This window comes from Loktanella atrilutea (genome assembly GCF_900128995.1).
GTDB lineage: Bacteria > Pseudomonadota > Alphaproteobacteria > Rhodobacterales > Rhodobacteraceae > Loktanella > Loktanella atrilutea.
This window is the reverse complement of sequence record NZ_FQUE01000001.1, coordinates 228628-246567: the sequence shown is the minus strand read 5'-3', so window position 1 is coordinate 246567 and position 17940 is coordinate 228628. Positions and strand designations below refer to the sequence as shown.

Sequence of the window (17940 nt, the reverse complement as noted above, 5' to 3'; positions counted from 1 at the left end):
TTAGCCCGGCGCGCCCCCTACGGCAAGCGGATGGTCAGTAAAGCCCGCCCGACGACAGGGTGCCAAGGGATGCCTTCGGCCCCACCGTCGCGGTCTTGCCCGTCGATGTCCGCACCTGCCGGGACGCCTGCGGCACCTCGTCCACCAGCGGCAGGTCGGCGGCCATCGCGAAGCCACCGTCGAATGTGATGCCAAAGACAGGCTCTTCGCCCGGGCGGAAGCATTCGGCGATCACGTTGTTGCCGGATGCCCCCGGCGGCAGGCGCGCGCCGGAAAAGCGGTCGATGTTGATGAACTGGCAGTCGGCCGGGACATGGAACGCGCCGCCGCCGTATTTCTTGATCGCCTGACTCATGAACGTCTGGAACACCGGCGCGCAGATGCCGCCGCCGGACGCCGAGCGGCCCATGGGACGCGGGTTGTCATAGCCGATATAGCAGCCCGCAACGATGTTGGACGAAAAGCCCACGAACCACGCGTCCTTTTCGTCGTTCGTCGTGCCGGTCTTGCCGGCGATCGGCACCGGCAGGTTGATCGCGTGCTTGGCGGTGCCGCGCTGCACCACGCCTTCCAGCATGGATGTCAGCTGATAGGCCGTGATCTCGTTCATCACCCGCTGGCGGTTGCTGATGATGGTCGGCGCCTCGCCGGTGGGCAGATTGGCTTGCTGGCAGTCCTTGCAGATCCGCTGGTCGTGACGATAGACGGTCTTGCCGTAGCGGTCCTGCACCCGATCGACCAGCGTCGGCTCCACCCGCTCTCCGCCGTTGGCGAACATGGCGTAGGCCGCGACCATCTTGAACAGCGTCGTCTCGTCCGACCCCAGCGACGCGGCGAGCACGCGGTTCATGTGGTCGTAGACGCCGAACTTTTCGGCGTAGTTGGCGACGGTGTCGATCCCGACCTCCTGCGCCAGACGCACGGTCATCAGGTTGCGCGACTGTTCGATGCCGGTGCGCAGGGGCGTGGGGCCGTAGAACTTGTTGGAATAGTTCTGCGGCCGCCAGACGCCCTGCGGCGTGTTGATCTCGATCGGGGCGTCGACGACGATGGTGGCGGGGGAATAGCCTGAATCCAGCGCCGCAGCATAGACGAAGGGCTTGAAGCTCGACCCCGGCTGGCGTTTCGCCTGCGTCGCGCGGTTGAACACGCTGGCCTGATACGAAAATCCGCCCTGCATCGCCAGCACGCGGCCGGTGTTCACATCCATCGCCATGAAGGCGCCCTGCACCTGCGGCACCTGCCGCAGCGTCCAGCGGATGAAGCTGCCGTCGCTGTCCTGCGTCATGCGGCGCACCAGCACCACGTCGCCCACGGCGAAGTTGTCGGGAAAACCGCCCTTGATCCACGAGATGTCATCGCGCGGGATGACGAAAGGTTCGGCATCGGTTTCGGTCACGTTCTCGATGCCGACGCGCATCTGGGCCTCGCCCACCTCCAGCACGACGGCGGGGTGCCACGGGTTTTCCAGCGTGATGTCCCGTGGCACCTGAACGGACCGCAACGCGGCGCGCCAAGCGTCTTCGTCACCAAGCTGGGCGGGGTCGATGGTCTTGCCGGTGCCACGCCAGCGGCCCTGCCCCCGGTCGTAGGTTTCCAGCGCGCGTTGCAGCGCATGCGCCGCCTCGACCTGCAGATCCTCGTCCACCGTCGCGCGGATCGCGAGGCCGCCGGAGAAGAATTCGTCCTCGCCGAAGTTCTGGCTCAACTGGCGACGGATCTCGTCGGTGAAATAGTCGCGGGGCGGCAGTTCGCTGCGGAAGCTTTCGTAATCGCCCGACTGCACAGTGCGCAGCGGCGATTCCTTGGCGACCTCGTAGGCCGCGTCCTCGATATAGCCGTTCTGCCACATCTCCCTCAGGACGTAGTTCCGGCGTGCGATGGATCGGTCGTATTGACGCACGGGGTCGTAGTCCGACGGCGCTTTCGGCAGCACGGCAAGGTAGGCCGCCTCTTCGACCGTCAGGTCGGACAGGGACTTGTTGAAATAGGTCAGCGCGGCGGCGGTGACGCCATAGCTGTTCTTGCCCAGAAAGATCTCGTTGAGGTAAAGTTCGAGGATCTTGTCCTTCGGCATCGCCCCCTCGATCCGGGTGGCAAGGATGATTTCCTTGATCTTGCGTTCGATGCTTTTCGAGCCATCCAGCAGGAAGTTCTTCATCACCTGCTGCGTGATGGTCGAAGCACCGCGCACGTCCGCGCCGCGCGACTTGATCGCATCGACCATCGCCGAGGCCATGCCCGCCGCGTCATAGCCGCCGTGGGTGTAGAAGTTCTTGTCCTCGGCGCTGATGAAGGCCTGCTTGACCACGTCGGGAATATCCTCGGCGGGGGTGAACAACCGGCGTTCGACGGCGAATTCGTCGATGATCTGCCCCTCGCCCGAATAGATCCGGCTGATCGTCTTGGGCGTGTACTGCGCGAGCGTATCATATGACGGCAGGTCTCGGCCGTACATGTAGAACACCGCGCCCAGCGTCAGCGCCGCCATGACCACGCCCAGGCACAGCATCGAGAAGATCGCGCCGAAGAACGACATGATGAAACGCAGCATGGACGTGGACCTTCTGTCGGGAGTTGGCCGCTTATAGGGCGCACCCGGCCCCGCGTCAAAACCAGATCGGCCGATCGTGCACGTCAGACCCCCCGCGGGACGGTCACAAAACCGCCAGCCGGGGCGTCACTGCCGCCTCAGGGGCGCGCGGGTTGCTTCCGCCGCCGCCCAGTCGCGCAGCGCCTCGGTGATGCCGGCCACCAGCGGGGCGCGGCCCGCGGTCGTGGACAGGGCCGCGCGGTCGGCGGCATTGGACAGGAATCCCGCCTCCAGCAGGACAGAGGGGAAATCGGCGGCGTTCAGCACGGCCAGACGCTCCTCTCGCCTCGGGCGGCTGTTTACGGTGGCGCCACTGTCGCGCAGCCCCGCGATCAGGGCGTCGGCCAGCCGGTCCGATTGCGGTGCGGTGTCGGCACGTGCCATGTCCATCAGCACCGTCGCCACCCGGTCGTCCTGCCCGGTCAGGTCCAGCCCCGCCAGCAGGTCGCCCCGTTCGTGCCGTTCCGCCATGCGCTGCGCCGACCGATCCTCGCCTTCGGGGCTGAGGGTGTAGACCGAGGCACCGCGGGTCACATCGTCATCCAGCGCATCCGCGTGAAGCGACAGCATCACGCCCGCGCCTGCGGCGCGGGCGATGGTCATCCGCCCTTCGAGCGATACGAAGGTGTCGCTGTCACGGGTCAGTACCGCGCGCATCTCGCCGCCCCGGTTGATCGCATCGGCAAGCTCGATCCCAAGCTGCAGCATCAGGTCTGCCTCGTGAACCGATCCGCGCAGGGCACCGGGGTCGACGCCGCCGTGACCGGGGTCGATCGCCACGACAAGCGGTGCGCTGCGCGGCGCGGGGGCGGTCAGCGTCGCCTGTGGCAGATCTTCCGCATCCGGCGCGCCTGCGCTGGCGGCAAAGCCCGCCGTGTCGGTCGGCGTCAGTTGCAGCGACAAGACAGCGGCGCCGGTCTTGGCATCCACCGCCAGCCCCGCCTGCGCCACCTGCAACGGCTGCGCCAGCGTCACGACCAGCCGCGACCAGCCCGGGCGCAGCACGCCGAAGCTCACATCGCTGGCCAGCCCCGGCCGCCACAGGTCCGCCGGGATCAGGCCACCGAAATCGACCTCCTGGAAATCGACGATCAGGCGCATCGGATCGTCCAGCGTGAAGACGCGGTAGGGCACGGTCTGGCTGAGGGCCAGCGTGATCCCCAGCCCCTGCCCCGCATCGGCGATGCGGCTGGACACCGGATCGATCCGCGCCAGCGCCGAAAACTCCTGCGCCGCCGCGGGCCCTGCCAGCAACGCGCAGACGGCCAGCGCGCGTATCATGCCTCCGGGCGTCCGTGCGCCTTCATGTAGCGTTGCAGGCGATCCAGCCCCTCGGCCATGTCCGCAGTGCGCCCGGCGTAGGAAAACCGCAGCCAGCGGTGGCCGGCGACGGGATCGAAGTCGAGGCCCGGCGTCACCGCCACGCCCGCCTTGTCGAGAATATCCGCCGCCATCGCGCGGCTGTCGTCGGTATAGGCCGAGACATCGGCGTAGATGTAGAATGCGCCGTCCGGGGGCGCGATCGTTTCGAACCCGGCATTCGCAAGACCGTCCAGCAGCAAGGTCCGGTTCGCCTGATAGACGGCAAGGTTGCCGTCCAGTTCGTCGCGGCAGTCCATCGCATGCAGCGCCAGCCGCTGGCTGGCGTGGGGCGCGCAGATGAAGAGGTTCTGCGCCAGACGCTCCACGGTCCGCACATGATCTTCGGGCACCACCATCCAGCCGCAGCGCCAGCCGGTCATCGAGAAATACTTGGAGAAGCTGTTGATGACATAGACCTCCTGCGTCACCTCCAGCGCGGACACGGCGCGGGTGCCATAACCGATGCCGTGATAGATCTCGTCAGAGATCAGCGCCGCGTCCCGGTCGGCGCAGGCATCCGCCAGCGCGGTCAGTTCGCCCGCGTTCAGCATCGTGCCGGTCGGATTGGCAGGCGAGGCAACGATCAGACCGGCGAGGTCGTGGGCCGCCACGTCCTCCGGCTGCGGCTGGAACCGGCCACGGGCGCGGGTCTCGATCTCGACCGGTTGCAGGCCCATGGCCCGCAGGATCTGGCGGTAGCTGGGATAGCAGGGCAACCCCAGCCCCACCCGCGCGTCGTTGTCGAACAGCGCCGAGAACGCAAGGATGAAGGCCCCCGACGCCCCCGCCGTGATGACGACCCGGCCGGGGTCGAGGTCCACGTCGTAGATGTCGCCGTAATGCCGCGCGATCCGCCGCCGCAGGGCCGGCAAGCCAAGACCCACGGTATAGCCCAGCGGTTCGGCAAGATCGGCGCGCAACAGCTCCAGCGCCTCGGCGGGTGCGCCGGTGCCGGGCTGGCCGACCTCCATGTGGATGATCGAACGGCCCGCGTCCTCTGCGGCGCGTGCGGCTTCCATCACGTCCATCACGATGAAGGGATCGACATCCCCCCGGGTTGAGCTGCGCATGATCTGCCCTTACTGGTTTTGGAAACCTTGTGCATGGCCACGGGGGCCCGCGTCAACACTCCGCGCCGCGGCACCTTGGCAGCCCGGACCCGATCTGCGCATAATCAGCCCGACCCTGAGAGAGAAGTGACCCGATGTTCCGCACCCTGACCGCCGCCGCCGCCCTGACCTGCGCCATGGCCCTGCCCGCGCTGGCGCAGGATGCCAGTGACGACGCCGCCTTCGGCGAGCGGGTGCGCGCCTATCTGATGGCCAACCCCGAGGTCATCATGGAGGCCGTGAACCAGCTTCAGCAGCGAGAGGAGGCCGCCGCCGCACAGGCGGACGAGCAGATGGTCGCAGCACAGGCCGAGGCGCTGACCGACGACGGCTTTTCCTGGGTGGGCGGAAATCCCGACGGCGACATCACCGTGGTCGAATTCATGGATTACCGCTGCGGCTACTGCAAGAAGGCCTTTCCCGAGGTCGAGAGCCTGCTGTCCGCCGACGGCAACATCCGTTTCATCGTGAAGGAATTCCCGATCCTCGGCGAAGCCTCTGTCCTCGGGTCGCAGTTCGCGATCGCCACCCAGATCGTCGCGGGCGAGGACGCCTACAAGGCCGTCCACGACACGCTGATGAGCTACAACGGAGAGATCAGTCGCGACAGCCTGACCCGGCTGGCGGGCACGCTGGGGCTGGACGGCGCAGCGATCATGGCAAAGCTCGATGACCCCGAGGTCGCGCGCCGGATCACCGCCAACCGCGCGCTCGGCGATGCGCTGAATATTTCCGGGACGCCGACCTTCGTGGTGCAGAACCAGATGGTGCGCGGCTACGTCCCCGCCGATCAGCTGCAGCAACTGGTGGACCACCTGCGCGGCTGACGCCTGCGTGACCGACCTGTAACGAAACTGGCCCGTCGTGGCGCCCGCCCTAGTTCAATCGCATCGCAATTCGAACGGGAGAGTTCCATGACGACCACACGCCGCCATTTCCTCGCCACTTCCGCCGCCGCCGCTGGGGCGGTTACGCTGCTGCCCTATGCCGCCAGCGCAGAGGCCCACGCATCGGACATGTTTCCGACCAACGCGGGCGACGTCACGGTTCACCCCGTCGAACACGCGTCCTTCGTGATGGAAACGCCGGTCGGCACGATCTACAACGATCCCGTCGGCGATGCGTCGCTTTACGCCGACTACCCCGCCCCCGACCTGATCCTGATCACCCATGAACACGGCGATCACTACAACGCCGATACGCTGGCGGCCATCGCGGGCGAAAACACGCAGATCATCGCCAACCCCGCCGTCTATGCCATGCTGCCAGAGGACCTGAAGACCAAGGCGTCAGAGATCGGAAACGGCGGCAGCGCCAGCTACAACGGTCTGACCATCGACGCGATCCCGGCCTACAACACCACCGAAGGCCGCCTGCAGAACCACCCGAAGGGGCGCGACAACGGCTACGTGCTGACCTTCGACGGGCTGCGTGTCTATATCTCGGGTGACACGGAAGACATCCCCGAAATGCGCGCGCTCGAAAACATCGACGTGGCCTTCATCTGCATGAACCTGCCCTACACGATGGACAAGGAGGCCGCAGCCTCTGCCGTGGCGGAGTTCAAGCCAACCTACGTCTATCCGTACCACTACCGCGGCGAGGACGGCGGCACCCAGAACCCCGAGGAGTTCGCGGCGCTGGTGGGCGATGCCGCCGAAGTGCGCATCGGCAACTGGTATGGCGATCAGGTCATGCCATCCTGACCTAAGGACCGACATGCGCGGGGGCGGCGCCGGGTGCCGCCCCTGTCGCGCCCAGGACGATAGCGCCGCCGCTGTCGCCATCGGCAGTATCAGGGTCGCCACGGCACCCGTGCCCGGCCGCGCCCGGAGGCCCAGCGATCCGCCACTCTGCTCTGCAAAGCCGCGGGCCATGGACAGGCCCATCCCCGCCCCCTGCCCCTCGGCTTTCGTGGTGAAATAGGGCTCAAACACGCGGCTCAGCACCTCCGGCGGCAACCCTGCGCTGTCATCCTCGACAGTGAAGCAGACGTATGGCCCGGGCGGAAGTGCCGCGGCGTCGGGCAGGATCACGACCGTCAGCCCCAGTGCGCCGACCCGGTCCGGCATCCGCCTCACCAGCACCGATTGCCAGAAGATCGCGCCGTTACATGCTGCCATCATCCCGATCAGCAAAGGTGTCGCGTAGACCTGCAGGATGGCGATGCTGATCAGGGTCAGCTTCGCCGTGCGGACGTAATTCGCGGTCTGAAAGAAGGCATCGACACGATTGGTGACCCGCATGTCGTAAGGGTCAGCCGGATCATCCGACGTCCGAGGCGGCGCGCCGGTGCCCCCGGCCCGCCGCCGAGGCTTCAGACCGGTTCGGGATCATGCGTCTTTGCAACCGCGGCCTCCAGCGCCGCCGCCTTCGCCTCGACCTGTTCGACGATGTGATCGATCATCGCCCCGTTACCCAGCTTGTGGCTTTGCTTGCCCGCCAGATAGACCATGCCCGATCCGTTGCCGCCCCCGGTGAAGCCGACGTCGGTCATCAGCGCCTCGCCCGGTCCGTTGACCACGCAGCCGATGATCGACAGCGACATCGGCGTCTTGATGTGCTCCAGCCGCTGTTCGAGGATCTCGACCGTCTTGATCACGTCGAAGCCCTGCCGCGCGCAGGACGGGCAGGAAATGATGTTCACGCCCCGGTGCCGCAGGCCCAGCGACTTCAGGATCTCGAAGCCCATCTTGACCTCTTGCACCGGATCGGCGGAGAGGCTGACGCGGATCGTGTCGCCGATCCCCATCCACAGCAGGCTGCCCATGCCGATCGCGGACTTCACGGTGCCGGAAATCAGGCCCCCCGCCTCTGTGATGCCAAGGTGGATCGGGGCGTCGGTCAGTTCTCCCAACTTCTGGTAGGCGGCGGCGGCCATGAAGACGTCGGACGCCTTGCAGCTGATCTTGAACTCGTGAAAATCATTATCCTGCAGGATCTTGATGTGATCCATCCCGCTTTCGACCATCGCGTCCGGTGTCGGCTCGCCATACTTGTCCAGCAGGTGCCGCTCCAGCGACCCGGCGTTCACGCCGATCCGGATGGAACAATTGTTGTCGCGGGCGGCCTTGATGACCTCCTTCACGCGCTTCTCGTCGCCGATGTTGCCGGGATTGATCCGCAGGCAGGCCGCCCCCGCCTCTGCCGCCTCGATCCCGCGCCGGTAGTGAAAGTGGATGTCCGCGACGATCGGCACGCTCACCTCGGGCACGATCTGCTTCAGCGCCCTGGACGATGCCTCGTCGGGGACGGAGACGCGCACGATGTCGGCTCCGGCATCCGCCGCCGCCTGGATCTGCGCGATCGTGGCCTTCACGTCCGTCGTCAGCGTGTTGGTCATGGTCTGGACAGAGATCGGCGCATCGCCGCCCACGGGGACATTGCCCACCATGATCTTGCGGCTGGGCCTGCGGTCGATCTGGCGCCAGGGACGGATGGAATGCAGCGACGACATGGGACGGACTTCCGGTAAGGACAACGCCCTCAACCTAAGACCTCGGCGACCGACCGGCAACCGCCGTCAGATGGCTATTCCGTGACGACCGCCTCGGCCACGTTCACGATTGCCTTCAGGTCGCCGTCCCGATCCAGATCGGCCAGCGCGTATTTCGTGGTCAGATTCTCGGCCGACAGGGCAAGGTTCGACGTCACCTGCCCGTTGGGCCCGGCGGGCCCGTAGTGCTGACCGTTCACGGCGAAATAGACGGCACCGCTTTCGCCCACGCGCAGGGTCGCCGGTTCCTCGGTCGCTGGCAGGGCAAAGGTGTCGCCGGCATCCATGATCCCTTCGAAGATCACCGAATTGTCGGCGGCGCGCACGCGCACCCAGGCGGGGCGCACGGCCACCAGCTGCACTTCGGGCACCGGGCCTTCGCTGACCTGCACGGCGGGCGTGTCCGGCGGCGGGGTGTCGACGGCCAGCTTGACCGCATCGTTGACCGCCTGCGCGAGACCATGATCGACACCCGCCAGTCCCAGCGCGCTGGGGGCCGTCGGCATCAGGGTCGAAATCGGGGCATCGCGCGCCACCATCACCGGCACGTCCAGCGCCTGCGGGCGATAAAGGCGATCCAACGCCTCCGGCGTGGGTGCCGCGAAATCCGGTGACGCCTCGGCGTCAGAGATCACCTGCGACGCGCCGGCCAGCGGATCGAGGTCCGACAGGACCACCGGCGTCTGATCGACGGGAGCCAGACGGACCTTCTGCACTTCCTGCAGCACGGACCAGCCGCCGTAGCCCAGCCCGCCGATCAGCGCGACCAGCACGAGGACCGATCCTACGGCGCCCGGCTGGATGCCGGAAAACATCGCGTCGCCCTGCGGAATGAACGGCGTCGCCGAGGCAGAGAAGATGTCCTTGCCCATCGGCGTGCGATTGGCCTCGAACCGTGCAGGCTTGGCAGAAGAGGCCGCAGCCGACATGCCATGCGCCGTGGTGAAGCCGCTTTCGCGACAGAAGACGTCGAAGGCCCAGTCGGGGTCCATCTGCAGATAGCGCGCATAGGACCGCACGTAGCCCGCGATGAAACCGGGGGTATCGAAAGCAGAGGGGTCGGCATTCTCGATCGCGGCGATGTAGGCGGCCTTGATCTTGAGCTCGCGCTGCACGTCCAGAAGGCTCTTGCCCAGCGTCGCCCGCTCGCCGCGCATCAGGTCGCCAAGGCGCATGTCGAAGGCGTCGAAACCCTTGGTCTCGACGTCCTCAGCTGCCTTTTGGCGCCGAAAGCTCTTTCCGATCATCGTCGTTCCGCCGTGTGCCTGCCCCTGATTCAGCCTAGCCAAAGCGTCCGAACTTGTCGAATCACCTTTTAAGAACTGATTAAATCAGGACGTAACACACGGAACCGTGTGATGCACATGCAGAAACCCTAGCCTGCCATTTCGGCGCGATTCAGCGCACATTGCGCCCACAAATCGTCCAGCGCCGCGACAAGGTGATCCATTTCCTTCGGCCCGTGCACCGGCGAGGGGGTGAAGCGCAGACGCTCCGTCCCGCGCGGAACGGTGGGAAAGTTGATCGGCTGCACGTAGATGCCGAACTGGGTCAGCAGCATGTCGGACATCAGCTTGGTGTGCTTGGGATCACCTACCATCAACGGCACGATATGCGTCCCGTGATCGATGATCGGCAGCCCCAGACCCTTCAGTCGCAGCTTCAGGATCTTTGCCTGAGTCTGGTGCTTGTCGCGCAGGGCCTGATCGGTCTTCAGATGCGCCACGCTGGCAGCCGCACCCGCGGCCACCGCCGGCGGCAGGGACGAGCTGAAGATGAATCCGGGCGCATAGGACCGTACCGCGTCGCACATCCGGGCAGAGGCCGCGATATAGCCACCGACCACCCCGAAGGCCTTGGCCAGCGTGCCGTTGATGATGTCGATGCGCCCCATCAGGCCGTCGCGTTCCGCCACGCCGCCGCCGCGCGGGCCGTACATGCCCACCGCATGGACCTCGTCCAGATAGGTCAGGGCGTTGAACTCTTCCGCCAGATCGCAGAAGGCCGCGATCGGGCCGAAGTCGCCGTCCATGGAATAGATCGACTCGAAGGCGATCAGCTTCGGCGCCTCCGGATCGTCGGCCGCCATGAGCTCTCGCAGATGGGCCGCATCGTTGTGACGGAAGACCCGCTTCAGACCGCCGTTGCGCCGCACGCCCTCGATCATCGAGGCGTGGTTCAGCGCGTCGGAATAGATGATGAGCCCCGGAAACAGCTTCGGCAACGTGCTGAGCGTCGCATCATTGGCGACATAGGCGCTGTTGAACAGCAGAGCTGCTTCCTTGCCGTGCAGATCGGCCAGCTCCGCCTCCAGCCGGTTGTGATAGACCGTGGTGCCAGAAATGTTGCGCGTGCCGCCGGACCCGGCACCGGTCGCATCCAGCGCCTCGTGCATCGCCGCAAGCACCACCGGATGCTGCCCCATGCCCAGATAGTCGTTGCCGCACCAGACCGTCACTGGCGTGGCCGACCCGTCGGGCCTGTTCCACATGGCGTGGGGAAACTGGCCGCGGGTGCGTTCGATGTCGATGAAGGTGCGATACCGCCCCTCGTCGTGCAGGCGCTGAATGGCTGTGCCGAGGGCTGCGTCGTAATTCACCGATTGTCCTTTCGAAAGTGCGACACGTTCGGCAACCAGCAGGCGGGGACGCATCTTTTATTTGCCTTCCATATAGGCAGAACGACTGTCGATCAACACGCGACCTGTTGTCACCCGACCATGGTCTGACCGATTACCCGACCATCGTATCAAACCGCCGGCGGCTGGCGTTGATGTCGTCCTGATGCCGCGCGGCCCAGTCCACCAGCCCGCCCAGCGCCCCGTGCAGCGACCGGCCGCGTGCGGTGATCGCGTATTCGACCTGTGGCGGCTTGGTGTCCAGAACCTTCCGCGTAACCAGTCCATCGCGGTCAAGATGGCGCAGGGTGACCGCCAGCATGCGCGGGCTGATACCCTCGATGACCCGGCCCAGCGCATTGAACCGGCAGGGCTCCTTCTCCAGCTCCGCCAGCACCAGGACCGACCATGCATCGCCCACCCGGTCAAGGACATCGCGGATCGGACAGGCATGTCGGGCGGCGTGGCGGGCAGGCATGGCGCTTCCTTCGGTGTAAGCATGTGCATCCGCCGTGCGTCTTCCGCCGGCAGGCACGATCCTATACCTGCTTCCCATCAGTAACTGCAAGACGGAGTTCATCCATGAAGATCCTGATCCTCGGCGCCACCGGCATGATCGGCAGCCGTATCACGGCAGAGGCCGCATCCCGGGGCCACCACGTCACCGCCGCCTCGCGCCACGGCGACGCACCGGCCGCCGACACGGTGGCACCGCTGGCGCTCGACCTGCATGACGCAGAGGCCCTGCGCGCGGCCGTCGCGGGGCAGGACGTGGTGATCGCCGCCGCCTCCGCCCGCAAGACCGATGATCCATACAGCGAGACCGACGCCTACGCGCAGGCCCTCGTGGATGGCTTGGGCGACACCCGCCTGATCATGGTCGGCGGCGCGGGGTCCCTCGACCTGCCCGACGGCACCCCGGTGGCCGACACCCTGCCAGAGGCCTATGCGGACGAGGCGAAGTCCATGCGCCGCGCCTACGACACCATCCTTGCGCCGTCCGCGCTTGACCTCACCTTCGCCACGCCGCCCTTCATGATCCAGCCCGGAAACCGTACCGGCACCTACCGCATCAGCGACCGCACCGTCCCCGGCGGCCCGGGCGAGATCTCGGCGGAGGATTACGCGGTGGCCCTGATCGACGAGGCGAAGAACGCCGCGCACAGCGGTCAGATCATCGGCATTTTCCCCGCCGCTTGACCTCCCTGCGAAAGGGGCAGAGTCTCGGCGCAACCCATTCCAACGCCAAGGCCCTGCCCCCCCATGACCGACACCGTGACCGACGCCACCCTCGCCCCCGTGCTGGACCGGATCGATGCCGACCTCGACGCCTCCACCGACCGGCTGCTGAACCTGCTGCGCATCCCCTCGATCTCCACCGATCGCGCCTACAAGGCGGATTGCGACCGCGCCGCCGATTGGCTGGTGGCCGACCTGCAGTCCATCGGCTTCGATACGCAAAAGCACGCGACCACCGGGCACCCGATGGTCGTCGCCCATTCGGGCGGCGACGGCCCGAACATCCTGTTCTACGGCCATTACGACGTGCAACCCGTCGATCCCCTGAACCTCTGGGACCGCGACCCCTTCGACCCGCAACTGGAAGATACGCCCAAGGGCCGCGTCATCCGCGGCCGTGGCGCCTCCGACGACAAGGGTCAGCTGATGACCTTCATCGAGGCCTGCCGCGCCTGGAAGGCGGTCCATGGCACGCTGCCTGCCAACATCACCATCTTCTGCGAGGGCGAAGAGGAATCAGGCTCCCCCTCGCTGATCCCCTTCCTCAAGGACAACGCCGACATCCTGAAGGCCGACATCGCCCTGATCTGCGACACCGGCCTCTACGGCGACAGCACCCCCGCCATCATTACTCAGCTGCGCGGCCTGCTGGGCGAAGAGCTGACGATCCACGGCCCGTCAAAGGACCTGCATTCGGGCATGTACGGCGGCATCGCGATGAACCCTGCCCGGGTGCTGGCGAAAGTCATCGCCAGCCTGCACGACGACACCGGCCGCATCACCGTGCCGGGCTTCTACGACGGCGTGCCGGAACTCTCGAACGAGCTTGCCGCCAGCTGGGACGACCTGAAATTCGACGCCGAGGCCTTTCTGGGCGAGGTCGGCCTGAAGCTTCCCGCCGGCGAACAGGGCCGCCGCCCGCTCGAGATGATCTGGTCCCGCCCCACCTGCGAGGTGAACGGCATGACGGCGGGCTACACCGGCGACGGCTTCAAGACCGTCCTGCCCGCCGAGGCCCGCGCCAAGATCAGCTTTCGCCTCGTGGGCACTCAGGACCCCCACGCCATCCGCGAGAGCTTCCGCAAGATGGTCCGGGACATGATTCCCACCGACTGCCGGGTGGAATTCCACAGCCACGGCGCCTCTGCCGCGGGCCAGATGGCGACGACCCACCCGGCCTTCGCACAGGCGCGGACCGCATTGTCGGACGAATGGCCCAACGCGGCGGCCTACGTCGGCTGCGGCGGCTCGATCCCGATCGCGGCCTACTTCAAGCAATATCTCGACATGGACGCGATGCTGATTGGCTTCGGCAAGGACGACGACCAGATCCACTCCCCGAACGAAAAATACGACCTGTCATCGTTCCACAAGGGCACCCGCAGCTGGGCCCGCATCCTGCACGCGATGACCGCGTAACCACCTGCGCGGCGCATCCCCACGCGCCGCGCCCTTCCTTCTTCTCGTCAGAAATACCTCGGGGGGAATCCGACGTGTCGGATGGGGGGCTGGCCCCCCGCTCCGATTTTTCTGGAAAAATCGGTTACGGCCGGCGATGTCGGCGAAAAGGGTGAAATGGCGCGGTTGACGGGGCTCGAACCCGCGACCCCCGGCGTGACAGGCCGGTACTCTAACCAACTGAGCTACAACCGCGCATTTCAACGACGTGGCAGACGGAACAGGGTCAATGGCGCGGTTGACGGGGCTCGAACCCGCGACCCCCGGCGTGACAGGCCGGTACTCTAACCAACTGAGCTACAACCGCCCTTGACCCGTCCGGCGTCTGCACCGAACGTGTCGCGCTTCTATGCAAGCCCCCCTGCCCCGTCAAGCACCGCCGCGCAAAAATCACCGCCCCCCTTCGATTAAGTTGGCCGTCCCCGCACTGGACGCCACTCCCGTGTTCAGGGCCGCATGAACCTTGCAAATCGATCACCGAGATGAAAAGCATGCAAGACGGCGTAAATTTTGCAGATGGAGGGAAATCTTGCACAGCATCGGCGATGCCTTCGGTCTGGCCCTGTCCCTCGTGCTGTCCGGCGACCGGGATCTGCTGCAGATCGTCCTGCTGTCGCTCCGCGTCAGCCTGACGGCCACCGCCGTGGCCTGCCTCCTCGGCTTGCCTGTCGGCGCTCTCGTCGCGATCGCCCGGTTCCGCGGGCGCAGCGTCGTCCTGATCGTGATGAACGCCCTGATGGGGCTGCCGCCCGTCGTGGTCGGCCTGCTGGTCTACCTGCAGCTGTCGCGCGCCGGGCCGTTGGGGTTTCTCGGGCTCCTCTACACGCCCACCGCGATGATCGTCGCGCAGACGCTTCTGATCACGCCGATCGTCGCCGCCCTGTCACGTCAGGTGCTGGAGGATTTGCACACCGAATACGCCGAGCAGTTCCGCTCCCTCTGCCTCAGCCGGGTGCAGGCGGTCCAGGCCCTGCTGTGGGACGGACGCTACGCGCTGCTGACCGTCGGCCTCGCGGGCTTCGGCCGCGCGGTGGCCGAGGTCGGTGCGGTCATCATCGTCGGCGGCAACATCGATCACCTGACCCGCGTCATGACCACCGCCATCGCGCTGGAAACGTCAAAGGGCGACCTCGCCCTCGCCCTCGCGCTGGGTCTGATCCTGCTTTTCATCGCGCTGGGGGTGAACGCCGCCGTGCAGTCCGTGCGTCTGACCGCAGCACGCCACGCCCATGTCTGATGTCGCAGCCTTCACCGCCCGGGCGGCGGCAGCGCCCGCCCAGATGGCGCCGCTGCTGCCTCTGCGGGTCCGCGGCCTGACGCTGCTGCGTGGCGCCACCACAGTGCTCGACGGTCTCGACCTCGACCTTGGGCGCACCGGCTGCACCGTCGTCATGGGGGCCAACGGCGCCGGCAAGACCCTGCTGCTGAAACTTCTGCACGGCCTGATCCAGCCGACGGCCGGCCAGATCGACTGGCAGGGTCAGGACACCGCCGCCGTCACCCGACGGCAGGCGCTGGTGTTCCAGACCCCGGTGCTGTTGCGCCGCTCCGCCGCCGGGAATCTCGACTTCGTGCTGAAGGCGCGGGGCAAGGACCGCGGCCGCACCGCGACGCTGCTGGATCATGTCGGGCTGGCGCACAAGGCGCAGCAGCCCGCCCGCCTGCTTTCTGGGGGCGAGGCGCAGCGGCTGGCGCTGGCCCGCGCCCTGGCCATCGATCCGGAGGTGCTGTTCCTCGACGAACCCACCGCCAGCCTCGATCCCGCCTCGGTCCTGACGATCGAGCGGATCGTGCAGGCGGCGCGCGACCGCGGCGTCAGGATCGTCTTCGTCACACACGATACGGGACAGGCGCGGCGGCTGGCCGACGACGTCGTGTTCCTGCACGGCGGTCGCGTGGCAGAGCATGCCGCCGCCGCCGACTTCTTTCCCGCGCCCCGCCATCCGGCGGCACGGAATTACATCGACGGCAAGATCGTCATCTGAAACGCAATGAAAAGGACGACCATGTTCCACAAGACACTCTCCGCCACCGCCATCGCCGTGACCCTCGCCGGGGCGGCGCTGGCGCAGGACCAGTCCATCATCGTGCAGTCCACCACCTCGACGGCGAATTCAGGCCTTTACGACTATCTTCTGCCGCTCTTCCAGAAGGAGTCGGGCATTCAGGTCAACGTCGTGGCCGTCGGCACGGGTCAGGCCATCGCCAATGCCCGGAACTGCGATGGCGACCTGCTGCTGGTGCACGCCAAGCCCGACGAGGAGGCCTTTGTCGCCGACGGCTTCGGCACGGAACGGACGGACCTGATGTACAACGATTTCGTCATCGTCGGCCCCGCCGGCGATCCGGCGGGCATCAAGGGGATGCAGGACGTGCAGGGCGCGCTGACGAAGATCGCCGACGGAAAGGCGATGTTCGCCTCGCGCGGCGACGATTCGGGCACCTACAAGAAAGAGATGCAGCTGTGGGAGGAGGCGTCCGTCGACCCGAAAGCTGCTTCTGGCACATGGTACCGGGAAACCGGGTCCGGCATGGGGGCCACGCTGAACGCGGGCATCGGCATGGGGGCCTATGTGCTGACCGACCGCGCCACGTGGATCAGCTTCGAGAACAAGCAGGACTACGCCATCGACGTGGAGGGCGACACCGACATGTTCAACCAGTATGGCGTGATCCCGATCAACCCGGAAAAATGCCCCAGCGTGAAGGTCGAGGCGGCGCAGACCTTCGCCGACTGGTTGCTGTCTGACGCGGGCCAGACCGCGATCGCGGACTACAAGATCGACGGCCAGCAGCTTTTCTTTCCGAACGCCCCCAAGGAATGATAGGCCTGTCGGTGCGGCCGCCGCGTGCCGCACCGACACAAGGGACCCGATGCCAGAGACTCCGCCCGCCGATCCCGCCTATCTGACCGTCAAGGAACTGGCCGCCCTGCTGCGGCTGAAGGACCGCAAGGTCTATGATCTGGCGGCCTCCGGCGCGGTGCCCTGCTCGCGGGCGACGGGCAAGCTGCTGTTCCCGGCGGCAGAGATCCGCGATTGGATCGACCGCGCGAAGTCCGGCGGCGGCGGCGGCGGCGCACTCGCAGCGGTCCGGTCCGCGCGGCCGCCCATCGTGCTGGGCAGCCACGACCCCCTGCTCGACTGGGCGATCCGCCAGTCGGGCTGCGGCCTAGCCACTTTCTACGACGGCTCGCGCGACGGGCTCGACCGGTTCGGCCGGGGCGAGGGCATCGCCGCCGGCCTGCACATCCGAGATGACGAAAGCGGCGCGTGGAACGTGCCCATCGTGCAAGCGGCGGCGGCAGGACAGGACGCCGTCCTGATCGCCTTTGCCACCCGGCAGCGCGGCTTCGTGCACCGCGCGGACGGCCCGGCCCCGACCGGGCTTGCCGATCTGCAGGGACTGCGCCTCGTGCCCCGCCAGCCCGGATCGGGGACCGACACGCTCTTTGCCGCGCTCGCTGCCGACGATGGACTGGATCTGTCACAGGTTACGATGACCGATGTCGCCCGGACCGAGGACGACGCGGCAGAGTCCGTGCGCCGCGGCGACGCGGACGTGGCCTTCGGCCTTCAGGCGGCGGCCCGCAGCTACGGTCTGGCGTTCAACCCGGTGATCAACGAACGCTTCGCCCTGCTGGTCGACCGCAAGGCCTGGTTCGACCCGCCGTTCCAGACCTTGCAGGCCTTCTGCCGGTCCGACGCCTTTCGCGCCCGCGCGGACAGCTGCGGCGGCTACGACGTGACCGCTTTCGGCACCGTGGTCTGGAACGCCTAACAGGCGTCGGCAGGTCAAAGGCGGGAGGTCGCGGCGGCAGCGGCCTGACACATCAGCGGCGCGGGATGTGCCGGGCGCGAACAGCCCCCCGCCTTACGGGAGGACGCGTCCTGCAGGACGGCCAGCGCCTGCCGCAAGGCCGCTGCCTTTTCGATGGAATCCGCCGATGCAACGCCGGAAAGGGCCAGCAGGGCGATGACGGCAAGCGGGGCGACACGGGGCATGGGGCGAACCTTTCACGACGGGACCGAGGAACGGTCCGTTTGCCCGATCATGCGGCACGCCC

The 17940-nt window shown here is 66.8% G+C and carries 16 protein-coding genes, 2 tRNA genes and 1 pseudogene; 8 read left to right on the top strand and 11 right to left on the bottom strand.

Going from position 1 to position 17940, the window contains the following annotated elements; all coding sequences use genetic code 11:
• Positions 1–34: 34 nt before the first annotated feature.
• The 3 genes from BUA54_RS01190 to BUA54_RS01180 all read right to left on the bottom strand — a co-directional run bounded on the left by BUA54_RS01190 (position 35) and on the right by BUA54_RS01180 (position 5025).
• Positions 35–2554, bottom strand: coding sequence for a penicillin-binding protein 1A (locus BUA54_RS01190; RefSeq protein ID WP_072855376.1), 2520 nt, complete (start codon positions 2552–2554; stop codon positions 35–37).
• Between the two features lie 126 nt (positions 2555–2680).
• Entirely contained in the window at positions 2681–3874 is a 1194-nt protein-coding gene (locus BUA54_RS01185) for an N-acetylmuramoyl-L-alanine amidase (protein WP_072855375.1), read from the bottom strand.
• Positions 3871–5025, bottom strand: a complete 1155-nt coding sequence (locus tag BUA54_RS01180; protein WP_072855374.1) for a pyridoxal phosphate-dependent aminotransferase — start codon at positions 5023–5025, stop codon at positions 3871–3873. The genes BUA54_RS01185 and BUA54_RS01180 overlap by 4 nt, the downstream gene beginning before the upstream one ends.
• 134 nt (positions 5026–5159) lie before the next feature.
• On the opposite strand from BUA54_RS01180, the gene BUA54_RS01175 reads away from it, so the two are divergent.
• Positions 5160–5891, top strand: coding sequence for a DsbA family protein (locus tag BUA54_RS01175; protein WP_072855373.1), 732 nt, complete (start codon positions 5160–5162; stop codon positions 5889–5891).
• An 87-nt stretch (positions 5892–5978) separates the two neighbouring features.
• Positions 5979–6770: an MBL fold metallo-hydrolase gene (locus BUA54_RS01170; RefSeq protein ID WP_072855372.1), complete on the top strand. Its 792-nt coding sequence runs from the start codon at positions 5979–5981 to the stop codon at positions 6768–6770.
• An 87-nt stretch (positions 6771–6857) separates the two neighbouring features.
• On the opposite strand, the pseudogene BUA54_RS21505 reads toward BUA54_RS01170, so the two are convergent.
• From BUA54_RS21505 to BUA54_RS01145, 5 genes and pseudogenes are all read right to left on the bottom strand, one after another.
• Positions 6858–7136: pseudogene (locus tag BUA54_RS21505) on the bottom strand (ATP-binding protein); the annotation flags it as partial.
• Positions 7137–7381: 245 nt separating this feature from the next.
• Complete coding sequence (ispG, locus tag BUA54_RS01160) at positions 7382–8521, bottom strand: flavodoxin-dependent (E)-4-hydroxy-3-methylbut-2-enyl-diphosphate synthase (RefSeq protein WP_072855371.1); 1140 nt, start codon at positions 8519–8521, stop codon at positions 7382–7384.
• 74 nt (positions 8522–8595) lie between these two features.
• Positions 8596–9807 carry a helix-turn-helix domain-containing protein gene (locus BUA54_RS01155; protein WP_072855370.1) on the bottom strand — a complete coding sequence of 404 codons (1212 nt, stop codon included), beginning with the start codon at positions 9805–9807 and terminating at the stop codon, positions 8596–8598.
• Between the two features lie 128 nt (positions 9808–9935).
• On the bottom strand, positions 9936–11159 hold the full coding sequence (hemA, locus tag BUA54_RS01150; protein ID WP_072856086.1) for a 5-aminolevulinate synthase: 1224 nt from the start codon (positions 11157–11159) through the stop codon (positions 9936–9938).
• Positions 11160–11292: 133 nt separating this feature from the next.
• Positions 11293–11655 carry a winged helix-turn-helix transcriptional regulator gene (locus BUA54_RS01145; protein ID WP_218588258.1) on the bottom strand — a complete coding sequence of 121 codons (363 nt, stop codon included), beginning with the start codon at positions 11653–11655 and terminating at the stop codon, positions 11293–11295.
• Positions 11656–11759: 104 nt separating this feature from the next.
• On the opposite strand from BUA54_RS01145, the gene BUA54_RS01140 reads away from it, so the two are divergent.
• Both BUA54_RS01140 and BUA54_RS01135 read left to right on the top strand, forming a co-directional pair.
• On the top strand, positions 11760–12377 hold the full coding sequence (locus BUA54_RS01140; protein WP_072855369.1) for an NAD(P)-dependent oxidoreductase: 618 nt from the start codon (positions 11760–11762) through the stop codon (positions 12375–12377).
• A 63-nt stretch (positions 12378–12440) separates the two neighbouring features.
• Complete coding sequence (locus BUA54_RS01135) at positions 12441–13835, top strand: M20/M25/M40 family metallo-hydrolase (protein WP_072855368.1); 1395 nt, start codon at positions 12441–12443, stop codon at positions 13833–13835.
• Between the two features lie 157 nt (positions 13836–13992).
• On the opposite strand, the gene BUA54_RS01130 is transcribed toward BUA54_RS01135, so the two are convergent.
• Together BUA54_RS01130 and BUA54_RS01125 are read right to left on the bottom strand one after the other, a co-directional pair.
• Positions 13993–14069 (bottom strand) — tRNA-Asp (locus BUA54_RS01130).
• Between the two features lie 35 nt (positions 14070–14104).
• Positions 14105–14181: transfer RNA gene (locus tag BUA54_RS01125), tRNA-Asp, on the bottom strand.
• A gap of 222 nt (positions 14182–14403) precedes the next feature.
• Between BUA54_RS01125 and BUA54_RS01120 the strand changes: the two genes are divergently transcribed.
• From BUA54_RS01120 to BUA54_RS01105, 4 genes are read left to right on the top strand one after another with little or no spacing between them, the layout of a single operon-like run.
• Positions 14404–15111: an ABC transporter permease gene (locus BUA54_RS01120; protein WP_072855367.1), complete on the top strand. Its 708-nt coding sequence runs from the start codon at positions 14404–14406 to the stop codon at positions 15109–15111.
• Complete coding sequence (locus BUA54_RS01115) at positions 15104–15859, top strand: ATP-binding cassette domain-containing protein (protein ID WP_084113988.1); 756 nt, start codon at positions 15104–15106, stop codon at positions 15857–15859. The genes BUA54_RS01120 and BUA54_RS01115 overlap by 8 nt, the downstream gene beginning before the upstream one ends.
• A gap of 21 nt (positions 15860–15880) precedes the next feature.
• Positions 15881–16699, top strand: coding sequence for an ABC transporter substrate-binding protein (locus BUA54_RS01110; protein WP_072855366.1), 819 nt, complete (start codon positions 15881–15883; stop codon positions 16697–16699).
• 49 nt (positions 16700–16748) lie between these two features.
• The gene (locus BUA54_RS01105) at positions 16749–17654 is read left to right on the top strand and encodes a helix-turn-helix transcriptional regulator (RefSeq protein ID WP_072855365.1); all 906 of its coding nucleotides are present in this window, start codon (positions 16749–16751) and stop codon (positions 17652–17654) included.
• Between the two features lie 14 nt (positions 17655–17668).
• Here the strand turns inward: BUA54_RS01105 and BUA54_RS01100 are convergent, their stop codons facing one another.
• Positions 17669–17878 carry a hypothetical protein gene (locus BUA54_RS01100; RefSeq protein ID WP_072855364.1) on the bottom strand — a complete coding sequence of 70 codons (210 nt, stop codon included), beginning with the start codon at positions 17876–17878 and terminating at the stop codon, positions 17669–17671.
• Positions 17879–17940 lie beyond the last annotated feature (62 nt).

Excerpts from the sequence above, each read along its gene's own strand:
- BUA54_RS01145 (WP_218588258.1), bottom strand. The coding sequence starts at position 11,655 with ATGCCTGCCCGCCACGCCGCCCGACATGCCTGTCCGATCCGCGATGTC.
- ispG (WP_072855371.1), bottom strand. The coding sequence starts at position 8,521 with ATGTCGTCGCTGCATTCCATCCGTCCCTGGCGCCAGATCGACCGCAGG.
- BUA54_RS01155 (WP_072855370.1), bottom strand. The coding sequence starts at position 9,807 with ATGATCGGAAAGAGCTTTCGGCGCCAAAAGGCAGCTGAGGACGTCGAG.
- BUA54_RS01185 (WP_072855375.1), bottom strand. The coding sequence starts at position 3,874 with ATGATACGCGCGCTGGCCGTCTGCGCGTTGCTGGCAGGGCCCGCGGCG.
- BUA54_RS01190 (WP_072855376.1), bottom strand. The coding sequence starts at position 2,554 with ATGCTGCGTTTCATCATGTCGTTCTTCGGCGCGATCTTCTCGATGCTG.
- BUA54_RS01110 (WP_072855366.1), top strand. The coding sequence starts at position 15,881 with ATGTTCCACAAGACACTCTCCGCCACCGCCATCGCCGTGACCCTCGCC.
- BUA54_RS01115 (WP_084113988.1), top strand. The coding sequence starts at position 15,104 with ATGTCTGATGTCGCAGCCTTCACCGCCCGGGCGGCGGCAGCGCCCGCC.
- BUA54_RS01175 (WP_072855373.1), top strand. The coding sequence starts at position 5,160 with ATGTTCCGCACCCTGACCGCCGCCGCCGCCCTGACCTGCGCCATGGCC.
- BUA54_RS01100 (WP_072855364.1), bottom strand. The coding sequence starts at position 17,878 with ATGCCCCGTGTCGCCCCGCTTGCCGTCATCGCCCTGCTGGCCCTTTCC.
- BUA54_RS01135 (WP_072855368.1), top strand. The coding sequence starts at position 12,441 with ATGACCGACACCGTGACCGACGCCACCCTCGCCCCCGTGCTGGACCGG.
- BUA54_RS01170 (WP_072855372.1), top strand. The coding sequence starts at position 5,979 with ATGACGACCACACGCCGCCATTTCCTCGCCACTTCCGCCGCCGCCGCT.
- BUA54_RS01180 (WP_072855374.1), bottom strand. The coding sequence starts at position 5,025 with ATGCGCAGCTCAACCCGGGGGGATGTCGATCCCTTCATCGTGATGGAC.
- BUA54_RS01105 (WP_072855365.1), top strand. The coding sequence starts at position 16,749 with ATGCCAGAGACTCCGCCCGCCGATCCCGCCTATCTGACCGTCAAGGAA.
- BUA54_RS01140 (WP_072855369.1), top strand. The coding sequence starts at position 11,760 with ATGAAGATCCTGATCCTCGGCGCCACCGGCATGATCGGCAGCCGTATC.